The following is a 13,383-nucleotide window of genomic DNA, read 5'->3' on the forward strand; positions in this document are numbered from 1 at the left end:
GAGAAGAAATAGCCCCGGCCGATGACCGGGGCGCTTCAAAGGATACAGGAAGCAACCAGGTTCAATGAGGGCCGCCTAGACCGCTTGTATGCCTTCCCCTCACCCTGAGTGCTTGCAGGGCACCAGGGCTATGCGTGGCGTTTTTCCCCAAGCGCCTTGATCGCCGGCCCGATGGACACGGCAGCCTCGTCATAGCCTGACCAGGGGCCGTTGCCGGTCTTCAAGCGCCGGTCCACGGTCTGCACCGTCCAGTGGGCGCCACCCGTGAGGGCGTCCAGTTCCTGCCAGGCGACGGGCACGGACACGCCCATGCCCGGCCGCGCGCGCGCCGTCCATGCACAGGCCGTGGTGGCGCCAAAGCCATTGCGCAGATAGTCCACAAAGATCTTTCCCACGCGGTTGCGGCGCCCGCTCTTGGCCACGAAACGCTGCGGCAGGGTGCGCGCCAGATGCTGCACCACGGCTTGACTGAAGTCTTTCACGGCATCCCAGCCGTGCAGTCGCTTGATGGGCACCACCACATGCAGTCCCTTGCCGCCGCTGGTCTTGAGGAACGATGGCAGGCCCAACTCGGTGAGCATCAAGCGCACGAGCGCTGCGCCCTCTTGCACGTGCGCCCACGGCACGCCCTCGCCCGGATCCAAGTCGAAGGTGATGCGGTTGGGCCGCTCGATCCGGTCCTTGCGAGCATTCCAGGTGTGAAACTCCACGGAGTTCATTTGCGCGGCCGACAGCAGGCCCTGCGCCGTGGCCACTTCCAGCAGCGGCGGGTGGCCAGGATCCAGGTCGGGTGACAGCGCACTCACCCCGTCCAATGCCCCCGTGTCCAGGTGCTTTTGAAAGAAAAGCTCGCCCTCCAGACCTTGCGGCGCCCGCAGCAGGGATACCGGCCGCCCCTGCAGGTGGGGCAGCATGAGGGGCGCTACCGTGGCGTAGTACCGCACCAGATCAAGCTTGGTGAACCCCGTGGAGGGATCCACCACGCGCGCCGGGCTTGTCACCTGCAGCCCCCCCACGCGCGCGGCGCGGCTGGGCGCAGCCCCCTGCAGGTGCGCAGGCTCCTCGTGGACGATGGCGGCGGCGGGCTTGTCGTCGCGCAACCCGCGGAACACGGCGTGGCGCACCTTGCCCTCTTTCGTCCATTCGGCGAAGGAAACCTCCGCCACCAGCGTGGGCCTCACCCAATGCACCTTGCGGGGGATGGAGCGCGGCTGGGCAAACGGGCTGTCCTGGGTGCGCAAAGCGCCCAGCCGCCGGGCCAGGTCCGCGAGGACGCGCTCGCTGAAACCCGTGCCCACATTGCCGGCATAGCGCAGGGCACCGCCCTCGTCATGCACGCCCAGCAGCAGTGAACCGATCCCTGTGCGTGAGCCCTGCGGGTCGGTGTATCCGCCGATGACGAACTCTTGCCGATGGCTGCACTTGAGCTTGATCCAGTCCGTGCTGCGGCGGGAGGCATACACGCTGTCCTTGCGCTTGCCGATCACCCCTTCAAATCCCAGCCGGCAGGCCGAGGCCACCAGGTCCGCCGGCCGGGCTTCGAACGATTCGCTGAACCGCACACGGTCTGAGGAGGCTGGCTGCAGCACGCTGCGCAGCAGCGCGCGCCGTTCAGTGAGGGGCATCTGCCTCAGATCGCGCCCGTGCGCATAAGGCAAGTCGAAGGCGTAAAAGACCAGCGCGTCGGTCGAACGCCCGTCAAACGCGTTCTGCAGCGCCTGGAAGTCGGGGACACCCTGGGCGTCCAGCACCAGCACCTCACCGTCGATCCATGCAGAGGACAGCGGCAAGGCGGCCAGCGCTTGCGCCAGGGCGGGCATCTTGGCGGTCCAGTCGTTGCCGTTACGGGTGTACAGCCGTGCCTTGTCGCGCTGAACCCGGGCCAGCATGCGATAACCGTCGAACTTGAGCTCCCACAGCCACTGCGAGAGGTCGGCCGGCGGTCCATCCACCAGCGTGGCGAGTTGCGGGGATAGCTGGTCAGGCAGCGGTGCCGTGGGTGCGGATGTCCACGGCACCGCCGCTGCCGTGGGAGGCTGAATCTGCGCGGGCCCAGCCCGCTGCGCGACTGCGCGCGTCGGTGGCGCAACGGGCGGCTGGTCTGCCACGGTGTCGGGCATCTCGTCGACCACGCTGAACTCCCCGGCCGCGCGCTCCAGCCCGTCGCGCTCCTTGATCAGCAGCCAGTGTGGCTGCTTATCGTCGTCTCGGCCATGCATACGCACCAGGGTCCAGTGGCCGTGCAACTTGTGTCCGTGGATCTCGAACTTGAGCTTCCCCTTGCGGTAGTCTTCGCGCGGATTGCCCTGCGGCACCCAATAGCCGCGGTCCCAGATGATGACCCGCCCCGCGCCGTATTGGCCCGGCGGGATCTGCCCTTCGAACTGGTTGTAGGAGATGGGGTGGTCTTCCACCTGCACGGCCATGCGTTTGTCCGCCGGGTCGTAACTGGGGCCCTTGGGTACGGCCCAGCTCTTCATGGTGCCGTCCAGTTCCAGGCGCAGGTCGTAGTGCAGGCGGCTGGCCCAGTGCTTCTGGATCACGTACTGCAGCGCCTGCGACTGCGCTCCGCCGTCCGCGGGCTCTGGCGTCACGGCAAAGTTGCGCTTATGCTTGTACGCCGCCAGCGGGTCTTTGCGGGGCATGGTCCGTCGCCTTGTCCGGCACCGCTATCCGTGCGCGCGGCGAGGCTTCTTGGCCGCAGCGGTCTTGGCAGGCGCCGCCTTGGCCGCCGTCTTGCGGGCCGGTGACTTTTTGGCGGCGGTGGATTTGGCCGCTGCCTTGCCCGACGGTGCAAGGCGTGTCACGGAGGCGGGCTTGTCCTTGCGCGGCGGGGTGGCCGAGGCGCCCTCCAGGCTGCGCTTGAGCAAGGCGGTGAGGTCCAGCACCTCCGCGCCCGCAGCCACCGCCGGTCCCTCGTCCGGCTGAGTGACATGGGCAATCTCTCCCGCGGAGGCCTTGGCCTCGACCAGCCTGTGGATCTCCTCAGAGAAAGAATTGCGGAAGCGGTCCGCGTTCCACTCCTGCGTCATGTCCTCGATGAGCTGCATGGCCATGGCCAGCTCCGCGTCCTTGATACCCGCGGCTTTCGCATCCAGCGGCGGCAGGGCCAGTTGCTCGAATGAGCGGATCTCCCCTCCCCAGCGCAGCAGGTTGAGGATCAGCGCTCGGCCGCACGGAATGAGCACGGCCAGGTGCTGCTTGGACTGGATCACCACTTTGGCCACGCCCACGCGGTTGCTCTGGCGCAGGGCCTCGCGCAGCAGCGCGTACACCTTTTCGCCACGCTTGAGAGGCGCCGTGTAATAGGGACGCTCCAGGTAGACAAAGGGGATCTCGTCGGCGTCAAGAAACGCCTCGATCTCGATCGTCTGCGTGACCTTGGGAAAGGCGGCCGCGATTTCCTCGGGCGTCAGAATGACGTAGCGGCCTTCTTCATACTCCACACCCTTGACGATATCGGCCGTGGCGATTTCCTTGCCCGTGATTTTGTTCACACGCTTGTACCCCACCGGCTCCATCGACCGACGGTCCAGCCAGTCAAAGTCGATGCCCGAGCTGACGGTCGCCGAGTACAAGCCCACGGGAATATGGACGAGGCCAAAGCTGATCGCCCCCTTCCAGAGGGTGCGCGTCGAGGTGGGGGCCTTGCCCTGCCCCTGCTTCGCGCCAGATGAGAGGGCGTCGCTCGCGGTGGGTTCCTTAGATCGCATGTGCAAACGCTATCCATGGCGCAGGGGCGCAGATGTAGGACGGCGGTTGCTTCTATCGTGGTGGAATCTCCGGTCATCCTGGGGCGTCGGACTATGTGCGGAGGCTTCTTGCCATCGGCCTGATGTGCGGACGCTGCCGCCCCCTCGCCGCGCCCCCGGTGCATCGCCCTGCACCGACAACTGCGCTGCCCGCACGCGGACCAGCGGCTCGCGCTGCTTGTTCAGGCAGCCTGGCAGGCACCAGCACTAAGCCACACGTTCACAGGCAGCCCCGTGTGCGCCCCGTTCGGCGCAATCCACGCCCTCTTCCCCAATGCAATCCATATTCACGCAAAAAGGCTGCAACCCCTACCTAGCAAGCACCAGAAGCTCCTATTTTTAGAGCAAAAAAACAACGCCCGGTGTTCAGACCGGGCGTTGTGCAAAAGTTGACGGGGTTACAGGAGCAGCACCTACTGCCTGCTAGACGCCGGTAAGCGTCACTCCCACTCGATGGTGGCAGGCGGCTTGCTCGACACGTCGTAGGTCACGCGGTTGATGCCGCGCACCTCATTGATGATGCGGCTGGAGACCTTCTTCAACAGCGCGTAGGGCAACTCCGCCCAGTCGGCTGTCATGAAGTCGCTGGTCTGCACCGCGCGCAGTGCCACCACATAGTCGTAGGTGCGGCCATCGCCCATCACGCCCACGCTCTTGACCGGCAGGAACACGGTGAAGGCCTGGCTGGTGAGGTCGTACCAGGTCTTGCCCGTGGCTTCGTCGGTGAAGTTGCGCAGCTCTTCGATGAAGATGGCATCGGCGCGGCGCAGCAGGTCGGCGTATTCCTTCTTCACCTCGCCCAGAATGCGCACGCCCAGGCCCGGGCCGGGGAACGGATGGCGGTAGACCATTTCGCGCGGCAGTCCCAGGGCCACGCCGAGCTCACGCACCTCGTCCTTGAACAGGTCGCGCAGCGGCTCCAGCAGTTTGAGGCCGAGTTGCTCGGGCAGCCCGCCCACGTTGTGGTGGCTCTTGATGGTGACGGCCTTCTTGCTCTTGGCACCGCCGGACTCGATCACGTCGGGGTAGATGGTGCCTTGCGCCAGGAAGGTCGCGCCCTTGTGGCCCTGGCCGCTGGCCTTGAGCTTTTCGGCTTCGGCCTTGAACACGTCCACGAACAGGCGGCCGATGATCTTGCGCTTTTGCTCGGGCTCGGACACACCGGCCAGCTCACCCAGGAACAGGTCCGAGGCATCCACGCGCACCACCTTCGCGTGCAGCTTGCCTGCGAACATGTCCATGACCATATCGCCTTCGTTGAGGCGCAGCAGGCCGTGGTCCACGAACACGCAGGTAAGCTGGTCGCCAATCGCACGGTGGATCAGGGCCGCAGCCACCGACGAATCCACACCGCCAGACAGGCCCAGGATCACTTCCTCGTCGCCCACCTGCTCGCGGATCTTCTGCACGGCTTCCTCGATGTGGTCGCGCATGATCCAGTCCGCCTGGGCGCCACAGATCTCGCGCACGAAGCGGTTGAGCAGCGCCGCGCCCTGCACCGTGTGCGTGACCTCGGGGTGGAATTGCACGGCGTAGAAGCGCCGCGTTTCGTCCGCCATGCCGGCGATGGGGCAGCTGCCGGTGGAGCACATCAGCTTGAAACCGGGAGGCAGCTCGGTGACCTTGTCGCCGTGGCTCATCCACACCTTCAGCATGCCGTGGCCCTCGGGCGTGGAGAAATCCTCGATGCCCTTGAGCAGCGCGGTATGGCCATGGGCGCGGACTTCGGCATAGCCGAACTCGCGGCTGTGCGAGCCCTCGACCTTGCCGCCCAGTTGCGCGGCCATGGTCTGCATGCCGTAGCAGATGCCCAACACGGGCACCCCCAACTCGAACACGGCGTCAGGGGCGCGGTCGTCCACTTCGTAGACGCTGGCGTGGCTGCCCGACAGGATCACACCCTTGAGCTCGCCGTCTGCGGCGAACTGGCGCACCCAGTCGCTGCTCACGTCGCAGGGGTGGACCTCGCAGTAGACATGCGTCTCGCGCACGCGGCGCGCGATGAGTTGGGTGACCTGGGAGCCGAAGTCGAGGATGAGGATCTTGTCGTGTTGCATGGAGAGCGACAGGGTCGGTAAAAGACAAAAGGCCCGAACACCTGGAGACGGGTTCGGGCCTGCGGAATGGCGAAGACTCAGTCCGCCCGGTAGTTGGGGGCTTCCTTGGTGATCTGCACATCGTGCACGTGCGACTCGCGGATGCCAGCCGCCGTGATCTCTACGAATTCGGCCTTGTTGTTCATCTCTTCGATGGTTGCGCAACCACAGTAGCCCATGGCCGCACGCACGCCGCCGGCCATCTGGAACACGATGGACACCATGGAGCCCTTGTAGGGCACGCGGCCTTCGATGCCTTCGGGCACCAGCTTGTCGGCGTTGGGATTGCCCGTGGTGGCTTCCTGGAAGTAGCGGTCGGCCGAGCCCTGCTGCATGGCGCCGATCGAGCCCATGCCACGGTAACTTTTGTAGGAGCGGCCCTGGTACAGGATCACTTCGCCCGGCGCTTCTTCGGTGCCAGCGAACATGCCGCCCATCATGATGGTCGACGCGCCCGCGGCCAGCGCCTTGGCAATATCCCCCGAGAAGCGGATGCCGCCATCGGCGATCAGCGGCACACCTGTGCCCTGAAGCGCGGTGGCGACGCTGTCGATGGCCATGATCTGGGGCACACCCACGCCAGCCACGATGCGTGTGGTGCAGATGGAGCCGGGACCGATGCCGACCTTGACCGCATCGGCGCCTGCCTCGGCCAGGGCCAGCGCGGCAGCGCCGGTGGCGATGTTGCCACCGATCACGTCCACCTGCGGGTAGTTCTGCTTGACCCAGCGCACGCGGTCGATCACACCTTTGCTGTGGCCGTGGGCTGTATCTACCACGATGGCATCCACACCGGCCTTGACCAGCAACGCCACGCGCTCTTCGGTGCCCGCGCCGACGCCCACGGCAGCGGCCACGCGCAGGCGGCCTGCCGCATCGCGCGCGGCGTTGGGGAACGTGGTCTGCTTGTTGATGTCCTTGACCGTGATGAGGCCCTTGAGCTCAAAGGCGTCGTTCACCACCAGCAGGCGCTCCAGCTTGTGGCGGTTGAGCAGTGCCTTGGCCTGGGCCGGAGTGGTGCCGTCTTTTTCGTTGACGGTGATCAGCTTCTCGCGCGGCGTCATGATCTCACGCACCTTGACGTCGTAGCGCGTCTCGAAGCGCACGTCGCGGCTGGTGACGATGCCCACCACCTTGCCACCATCACAGACCGGGAAGCCCGAGATGCCCAGGTTCTCGGACAGTTCCAGCACCTGCAGCACCGTGTGTTCGGGTGTGATGACCACGGGATCGTGCACCACGCCGGATTCATGCCGCTTGACCTTTGACACCTCGGCCGCCTGCTGCTCGGCCGTCATGTTCTTGTGAATGACGCCAATCCCCCCTTCTTGCGCGATGGCGATGGCCAGACGCGCTTCGGTCACGGTGTCCATGGCGGCGGACACGAGCGGGAGGTTCAGGGTGATGTTGCGCGTAAAGCGCGTGACGAGGGAGGTGTCCTTGGGCAGGACCTGGGAGTACGCCGGCACCAACAACACATCGTCGAAGGTGAGCGCTTTTCCAAGAAGGCGCATGTGAAAGCTCCAAAAAAAGGATTGTACCCGCCGCGCGACAAATCGCACACGTCCCGCGTGAACGCCCCTTGGTGGGTGCGGCCGCTCACCGCTACACTCGCCCGCATGAAACCGCACAAGCTTCTTCTGCTGGCGCTGGGCTGCTCCTGGGCCATGGGCGCATCGGCCCAATGGCAATGGGTGGACAAGGATGGGCGCAAGGTGTTCAGCGACCGCCCACCGCCACAGGACATTCCTGACAAGAGCATTCTCAAGCAACCGCAGCGCGCCCTGCCGCGTACCGCGATGGCAGCGCCCGCATCGCCAGCGTCGGCTCCCGCATCCGAAGCCGCCGCGCCTGCCAGCGGCAAGGACAAGCAGCTGGAGGAGAACAAGGCCAAGGCTGACGCCGCCGAAGCCGCCAAGAAGAAAGCGGAGGAAGACCGCGTGGCCAAGGCCCGTGCCGACAACTGCGCGCGCGCCAAACGCGCAAAGGAGCAGTTGGCGCCCGGCCAGTTGGTGAGCAATGTCAATGCCAAGGGGGAGCGGGGCTTCATGGACGACGCAACCCGCGCAGCAGAATTACGCCGAGCGGAAGCGACCATCGCTTCCGACTGCAAGTAGCAGCTACCCCATAAACGCGCCACCGGCCGCCCTTCTGCATGGATGAGGCGGCCGTTTTGTTTTCAGCGTATGCTGAGAAGCACTCTCAATAACCGGACTTAGCCCCCGGCCGGCGTTTGGCGAACAATCCCGCCGCACGAGCGCCCTGGCGCGCAAAGCGCTGGCGGCGCGCCAGCTTCGGGTCAACCCGCAAGGGGCGGCAGCCTTCCACGCGGTCACCATCGTGCAACAGGTCGTCCAGTCTGCCTTCCCTGCCCCAAATGCCCCAGACAAGCCCCTCAGCCTGTGCATCCAGTCCGCAGGCGCTCAGAGCATCGGCCACCGTAGCACCGGCCGGAAGCAGTAGCACCCACTCGTGCACATCGCCCGGTTGCCGCGAGATGGCCACCGCGATGCGCAGCCGCTCCGGCGGGGGCAAGGTTTCAGCCATAAACCTGCTCGGCCCGTTTGATGAAGGCATCGATGAACGTGGCGGCGATGCGGTCAAACACGGGGCCGACCAACGCCGCCAATGCCCGGTTGTCAAAGCCGTAGCTCAGCTGGAGTTCGACCTTGCATGCGCGCTGCGTACCGTCCCCCACAGGATGAAAGTGCCAGTCGCCGTCGAGCTGTGAAAAGGGGCCCTCCACCAGCTCCATCTTGACGCGGCGCCCGGGCTCATGCGTATTGCGCGTAACAAACGACTTGCGTATGCCGCCCAACGCAATGCCCACTTCCGCCTTCATGCCGTTTGCATGGGTTTCCAGGACGGTGGCGTGGTCGCACCACGGCAGGAACTGCGGATACTTGGCCACGTCCGTCACGAGGGCGAACATTTCTTCGGGGCTGTACCAGATGAGGACGGACTTGTTGACAGTTTTCATGCAGGCGAAGGCTGGATGGGCCTGGTGGCACAGCCGGCCTAGAATCGATGGTGCGAGACGACAACAATTGTAGGGAGACCCTTGATCTCCCGGTTTGCGCCGCATCTATTCACCATGGCCAAGAAACCTGACACATCGTCCCGCATCGCCGACAACAAGAAGGCGGCATACAACTATTTCTTTGAAGAGCGCTACGAGGCGGGGCTGGTGCTGCACGGCTGGGAGGTCAAGGCACTGCGCGAGGGCAAGGTGCAGCTTACCGACGGCTACGTGATCATCAAAGATGGTGAGCTGTTTCTCATCGGCTGCCAGATCAACCCGCTCAAGACCGCGTCCACGCACGTCAGCCCCGACGCGGCGCGCATCAAGAAGCTGCTGATGCACAAGGACGAGATCCGGCGCCTGATCGGCAAGGTCGAGCAAAAAGGCTACACCCTGGTGCCGCTGAATCTCCACTGGAAGGACGGCCGCGCCAAATGCGAGATTGCCTTGGCCAAGGGCAAGGCCGAGCACGACAAGCGCGACACCATCAAGGAGCGCGAAGGCAAGCGCGAGGTGGAACGCGTCATGAAGAGCCGCCACCGCTGATCTTTTTTTGGCGGAGGGTGGAATAAACGCACCGCCCCCGGTGTTCATGCCAGCGTCCGGCCACAATTCCTCTGGCCGGCACCCTTCCGGAGAACACCATGACCAAGCTCAGTTCCCTGCTCGCCGCGCTGGCACTCGCCGGCTGTTATTCCCTCGCGCCCGCGCAAGTCAGCACCCAGGACGGCGTGCTCGTCGGCCCGAACGGCATGACGCTCTACACCTTCGACAAGGACGTAGCGGGCGATGGCCAGTCGGCCTGCAACGGCGCCTGCGCCACCAACTGGCCACCCCTGACCGCCACCAGCGCCCCCGCGGGTGAAGGCTACAGTCTGATCCAGCGCGCCGACGGCAGCAAGCAGGTGGCCTACAAGGGCAAGCCGCTGTACTACTGGATCAAGGACGGCAAGCCCGGCGACAAGACGGGGGACGGCGTGAACAACCTGTGGCGCGCCGCCAAGCCATGAGCCCCACAATGCGTCCATGAACCGCGTCCAGATCGTGGAGCAACTGCCGGGGTTGCGCCGCTATGCGCGCGCGCTCACCGGCGACGCATGGGCAGCCGACGATCTGGTGCAGGACACGCTGGAGCGCGCCTGCCGCAAGTGGCTGCTGTGGCGCGGCGGCAGCAATCTGCGCGCCTGGCTTTTCACGCTGATGCACAACCTGTACCTCAACCAGCGCCGCGGCCTGGTGCCCGTGCAGGCGCTGGATGTGGATGCCCTGGCGGCCATCGCGGACGCGCCTGACGCCTCCCACGAAACAGCCATGGACCTGGACCGCTGCCTGCAACGCCTGCCCGTCGATCAACGGGCCGTGCTGCTCCTGGTGACACTGGAAGACATGGCCTATGCCGACGTGGCGCGTGTGCTGGGTATACCGGAAGGCACGGTGATGTCGCGGTTGTCCCGCGCTCGCGCACGCATGCGCGAATTGATGGAGCCCTCAGTCCACGCCCAGCCGTCATCCACCCCGACTGCCTTGCGCCGCATGAAATGAAGCGCCCTTTCCGCCCGTAGTGAGCCCGCCATGAAGCCCGACCCTTTCAGCCCTTCGGACGAGACGCATCTGCATGCTTTGGCGGACGACCGGCTGCCGCGCGCCCAGGCAGAGTCGCTGCACTCCCGCATGGACTCCTCGCAGAGGCAGCGTGCCGAAGCGTGGGCGCAACAGCGTGCGCAGCTGCAGACCCTGCACGCTGACTGGTTGCGGCAGCCTGTGCCCAATGTGCTGGTACAGGCGGCAGAGCGCCTGCAAGACGCACACGACACGCAACAGCACTGGGCCCGTTGGGGCGGCTTTGCCGCGGGCTGGGTGCTGGCGTTCGGGCTGGGCTGGAGCCTGCATGCGACGGACGGCAAACAAACCACACTGGCCACGGCCCCCCCGCAACGGTTCGTGCAGCAGGCGGCCGTGGCGCACGCGGTCTACCAACCCGAACAGCGCCATCCTGTGGAAGTGGCGGCCGCGCAGCAGGACCACCTGGTGCAGTGGCTGTCCAAGCGGCTGGCGCGCCCGCTCACCGTGCCGCGGCTGCAGGCCGAGGGGTTCGAATTGATGGGCGGGCGCCTGCTGCCCGGCGGCAGCGGGGCGCGCGCGCAATTCATGTACCAGAACGCCGCGGGCGCGCGAATCACGCTGTACCTGGGCGCACTCGACGGCCTACAGGCTGCGGCGGCACCGACCACCGCGTTCCAGTTCCACGACGAAGGGACCGTGTCCAGTTTCTACTGGGTGGACCAGGGTTTTGGCTACGCCCTCAGCGGCGAACTGCCGCGGCCCACGCTGCAGGCGCTGGCCACGGCGGTGTACCAGCAGATCAGCGCAGCGCCGCCAGCGGGTGCGCGTGCGCCGGCCAAGGGCTCTTGAAGAACGCTTGCACCAGCGCGGGCTCCACATCCTCCACGCGCGCGGGGTTCCAGCGCGGGCTGTGGTCCTTGTCCACCGCCAGGGCGCGAATGCCCTCCACCGTCTCGCTCTGGCCGGGACGCAGGTAGAAGCAGTGCCGAACCATGTCGCGCTCCATGCGCAAGTCGTCGGCCAGACCCATGCTGCGCGCACGGCGGACCTGCTCCAGCGCGACATGCAGCATCAGTGGAGAGCGCTTGCGCAACGTGGCAGCCGTGGCGCGTGCCCACTCGTCGTCAGACTGCTCCAGCGCAGCCACGATGGCCGCCGCATCATCCAACGCGAAGTAGTGATCAATTTGACCTCTAGCGCTTACAGCGCAAGCGCCAGCAGCTACAAATTTTGATGCAACCCACTGCTGAACGGCAGCGCCGTCGGCAAACGTCTGCAACGCCAGACCGTCCCACACCGCCGCTTGCTGGCCCGCCGGCAGGAAGCCGTCCGCCAGGCCGAAGTCAATGGCATCGGCTGCGCCGATGGCGTCGCCCGTCAGTGCCAGCCACTCGCCCACGCGGCCAGGGCAGCGCGAGAGGAAGTAGCCGCCGCCCACATCGGGGAACAGGCCGATCGCCGTCTCCGGCATGGCCATCTTGGTGCGCTCGGTCACGATGCGCAGCGTGCCGCCCTGGCTGATGCCCATGCCGCCCCCCATGACGATGCCGTCCATGAAGGCGATGTAGGGCTTGCCGAAGGTGTGGATCAGATGGTTGAGGGCGTATTCCTCGGTGAAGAAGTCCTCCAACTGCGGATTGCCCGTGCTGCCCGCGGCGTGCAAAAAGCGGATGTCGCCGCCCGCGCAGAAGGCGCCGAAGGGCCCTTCGCGGCCGTTGCCGCGGATCGCCACGGCCAGTACCTTGTCGTCATGCTGCCAGGCCAGCAGCGCCGCCATCAGGTCGCGCACCATGCCCAGCGACAAGGCATTCAGCGCCTTCGGGCGGTTCAGCGTGATGCAGCCGACCTGGCCGCGCACCTCGGTCACGACTTCCGCCGTCATCTCCGTCATTGTTGCTCCTTCCATCCAAGCAGTTCATTGAAAACGAGCGCGCCGATCACCAGCGCGCCTCCCATCAGCACGGCCGGGGCTGGGCGCTCTCCAGCGCCCACCCAGGCCAGCAGAATGCCAAAGATCACTTCCAGCAGGCCCAGCAGCGCAATCTCAGGCGCCTTGAGCACGCGCGCGCAGTACACCACCAGCACGCAGGGGATCGCCAATTGGACCAGACCCAGCAGGGCCAGAAGGGACAAATCACGCGCCGTGGCCTGGAACGGCCACGCAAGCGGCAGCGTGGCCAGGGCGGACAGCGCCGCCCCCAGCAGCACGGCGGGCACCAGGTCCACCGCATGGCCCTGGCGCTGCGAGTGCTGCACCACCACCCAGTTCACGGCCGCCGCGACCGGCACGCACAAGGCAACAAGCACGCCCACCACGGACAGGCCGGAGATGCCCGAGCCATACATCCACCCGATGCCTGCGCCCGCCAATGCAATCGCGCACCAGGTGCGCGGCGCGATGTGGTGGCCAATGAAGGCCCGCGCCAGCAATGCCGTGAGCAGCGGTCCGATGGCCATGGTGACCAATACGCTGGCCACGGGGATGAGCAATATGGCGATCATGAAGGCCGTGAACATCACGCTCCAGCACACGCCAGAGATCCACACCGCCCGCCCCCCGCGCCGCAGATTGGCCAGCAACGCCCTGCCCTGCAGCACCGGCAGGATCACGCACAGCGACAGCAGCATGAAGAAGCTGCGCCAGAAGGTCACTTCAAAGCTGCGCGCCTGGTCCAGATGGCGCGTGACGACGCCCGCGATGGACCACATGAAGGTGACGGCCACCATCAGCCAGACCGCCCGCGCGTGGCCGGGCAAGGCATTCGCGGTCATCGCTGTCTCCTCCCTGTGGATTTCTTGTGTCGTCGGCATGTGCTACCCACGCATGCCGTGAGGCCCGCATGTTAGCGGCTGGCGCCATACCGCGCTGCCTCAGATGCGCGAAGGGCGAACCCTCCTAGCGGATGGGCTCACCCTTCGTCGGCTCGCAGCGCCTTGGCTGCCGCAGCCA

The 13,383-nt window shown here is 65.9% G+C and carries 13 protein-coding genes; 5 read left to right on the forward strand and 8 right to left on the reverse strand.

Features of this window, described 5'->3' with window-relative positions; genetic code table 11:
* Positions 1-128: 128 nt before the first annotated feature.
* The 4 genes from ligD to guaB form a co-directional block, all read right to left on the reverse strand.
* Entirely contained in the window at positions 129-2,645 is a 2,517-nt protein-coding gene (gene ligD, locus I3K84_RS06230; protein WP_196995726.1) for a DNA ligase D, read from the reverse strand.
* A gap of 24 nt (positions 2,646-2,669) precedes the next feature.
* Complete coding sequence (locus tag I3K84_RS06235) at positions 2,670-3,713, reverse strand: Ku protein (protein WP_196995727.1); 1,044 nt, start codon at positions 3,711-3,713, stop codon at positions 2,670-2,672.
* Between the two features lie 479 nt (positions 3,714-4,192).
* Positions 4,193-5,809 carry a glutamine-hydrolyzing GMP synthase gene (gene guaA / locus I3K84_RS06240; protein WP_196995728.1) on the reverse strand — a complete coding sequence of 539 codons (1,617 nt, stop codon included), beginning with the start codon at positions 5,807-5,809 and terminating at the stop codon, positions 4,193-4,195.
* A 77-nt stretch (positions 5,810-5,886) separates the two neighbouring features.
* On the reverse strand, positions 5,887-7,362 hold the full coding sequence (gene guaB, locus I3K84_RS06245) for an IMP dehydrogenase (RefSeq protein ID WP_011805743.1): 1,476 nt from the start codon (positions 7,360-7,362) through the stop codon (positions 5,887-5,889).
* 105 nt (positions 7,363-7,467) lie between these two features.
* Here guaB and I3K84_RS06250 point away from each other — a divergent pair, with 105 nt between their 5' ends.
* Positions 7,468-7,965 carry a DUF4124 domain-containing protein gene (locus tag I3K84_RS06250; RefSeq protein WP_041836325.1) on the forward strand — a complete coding sequence of 166 codons (498 nt, stop codon included), beginning with the start codon at positions 7,468-7,470 and terminating at the stop codon, positions 7,963-7,965.
* Positions 7,966-8,050: 85 nt separating this feature from the next.
* Here I3K84_RS06250 and I3K84_RS06255 read toward each other — a convergent pair whose 3' ends face one another.
* Positions 8,051-8,395, reverse strand: a complete 345-nt coding sequence (locus I3K84_RS06255) for an RnfH family protein (RefSeq protein WP_011805745.1) — start codon at positions 8,393-8,395, stop codon at positions 8,051-8,053.
* Positions 8,388-8,828, reverse strand: a complete 441-nt coding sequence (locus I3K84_RS06260; protein WP_011805746.1) for a type II toxin-antitoxin system RatA family toxin — start codon at positions 8,826-8,828, stop codon at positions 8,388-8,390. The genes I3K84_RS06255 and I3K84_RS06260 overlap by 8 nt, the downstream gene beginning before the upstream one ends.
* Before the next feature lie 114 nt (positions 8,829-8,942).
* Here I3K84_RS06260 and smpB point away from each other — a divergent pair, with 114 nt between their 5' ends.
* The 4 genes from smpB to I3K84_RS06280 all read left to right on the forward strand — a co-directional run bounded on the left by smpB (position 8,943) and on the right by I3K84_RS06280 (position 11,282).
* On the forward strand, positions 8,943-9,416 hold the full coding sequence (gene smpB, locus I3K84_RS06265; protein ID WP_011805747.1) for an SsrA-binding protein SmpB: 474 nt from the start codon (positions 8,943-8,945) through the stop codon (positions 9,414-9,416).
* Positions 9,417-9,514: 98 nt separating this feature from the next.
* The gene (locus I3K84_RS06270; RefSeq protein WP_011805748.1) at positions 9,515-9,880 is read left to right on the forward strand and encodes a hypothetical protein; all 366 of its coding nucleotides are present in this window, start codon (positions 9,515-9,517) and stop codon (positions 9,878-9,880) included.
* Between the two features lie 16 nt (positions 9,881-9,896).
* Positions 9,897-10,412, forward strand: a complete 516-nt coding sequence (locus I3K84_RS06275) for an RNA polymerase sigma factor (RefSeq protein WP_047350564.1) — start codon at positions 9,897-9,899, stop codon at positions 10,410-10,412.
* Between the two features lie 30 nt (positions 10,413-10,442).
* Positions 10,443-11,282, forward strand: a complete 840-nt coding sequence (locus tag I3K84_RS06280) for an anti-sigma factor (RefSeq protein WP_011805750.1) — start codon at positions 10,443-10,445, stop codon at positions 11,280-11,282.
* Here the strand turns inward: I3K84_RS06280 and I3K84_RS06285 are convergent.
* Complete coding sequence (locus tag I3K84_RS06285) at positions 11,233-12,324, reverse strand: enoyl-CoA hydratase/isomerase family protein (RefSeq protein WP_172206633.1); 1,092 nt, start codon at positions 12,322-12,324, stop codon at positions 11,233-11,235. The genes I3K84_RS06280 and I3K84_RS06285 overlap by 50 nt on opposite strands.
* The gene (locus I3K84_RS06290) at positions 12,321-13,205 is read right to left on the reverse strand and encodes a DMT family transporter (protein ID WP_088887079.1); all 885 of its coding nucleotides are present in this window, start codon (positions 13,203-13,205) and stop codon (positions 12,321-12,323) included. The genes I3K84_RS06285 and I3K84_RS06290 overlap by 4 nt, the downstream gene beginning before the upstream one ends.
* Positions 13,206-13,383 lie beyond the last annotated feature (178 nt).

The organism is Diaphorobacter sp. JS3051 (assembly GCF_015832135.1).
Classification (GTDB): Bacteria; Pseudomonadota; Gammaproteobacteria; order Burkholderiales; family Burkholderiaceae_C; genus Diaphorobacter; species Diaphorobacter nitroreducens.

Excerpts from the sequence above, each read along its gene's own strand:
- I3K84_RS06250 (WP_041836325.1), top strand. The coding sequence starts at position 7,468 with ATGAAACCGCACAAGCTTCTTCTGCTGGCGCTGGGCTGCTCCTGGGCC.
- I3K84_RS06285 (WP_172206633.1), bottom strand. The coding sequence starts at position 12,324 with ATGACGGAGATGACGGCGGAAGTCGTGACCGAGGTGCGCGGCCAGGTC.
- ligD (WP_196995726.1), bottom strand. The coding sequence starts at position 2,645 with ATGCCCCGCAAAGACCCGCTGGCGGCGTACAAGCATAAGCGCAACTTT.
- I3K84_RS06290 (WP_088887079.1), bottom strand. The coding sequence starts at position 13,205 with ATGACCGCGAATGCCTTGCCCGGCCACGCGCGGGCGGTCTGGCTGATG.
- I3K84_RS06260 (WP_011805746.1), bottom strand. The coding sequence starts at position 8,828 with ATGAAAACTGTCAACAAGTCCGTCCTCATCTGGTACAGCCCCGAAGAA.
- I3K84_RS06235 (WP_196995727.1), bottom strand. The coding sequence starts at position 3,713 with ATGCGATCTAAGGAACCCACCGCGAGCGACGCCCTCTCATCTGGCGCG.
- I3K84_RS06270 (WP_011805748.1), top strand. The coding sequence starts at position 9,515 with ATGACCAAGCTCAGTTCCCTGCTCGCCGCGCTGGCACTCGCCGGCTGT.
- guaB (WP_011805743.1), bottom strand. The coding sequence starts at position 7,362 with ATGCGCCTTCTTGGAAAAGCGCTCACCTTCGACGATGTGTTGTTGGTG.
- I3K84_RS06275 (WP_047350564.1), top strand. The coding sequence starts at position 9,897 with ATGAACCGCGTCCAGATCGTGGAGCAACTGCCGGGGTTGCGCCGCTAT.
- smpB (WP_011805747.1), top strand. The coding sequence starts at position 8,943 with ATGGCCAAGAAACCTGACACATCGTCCCGCATCGCCGACAACAAGAAG.
- guaA (WP_196995728.1), bottom strand. The coding sequence starts at position 5,809 with ATGCAACACGACAAGATCCTCATCCTCGACTTCGGCTCCCAGGTCACC.
- I3K84_RS06280 (WP_011805750.1), top strand. The coding sequence starts at position 10,443 with ATGAAGCCCGACCCTTTCAGCCCTTCGGACGAGACGCATCTGCATGCT.
- I3K84_RS06255 (WP_011805745.1), bottom strand. The coding sequence starts at position 8,395 with ATGGCTGAAACCTTGCCCCCGCCGGAGCGGCTGCGCATCGCGGTGGCC.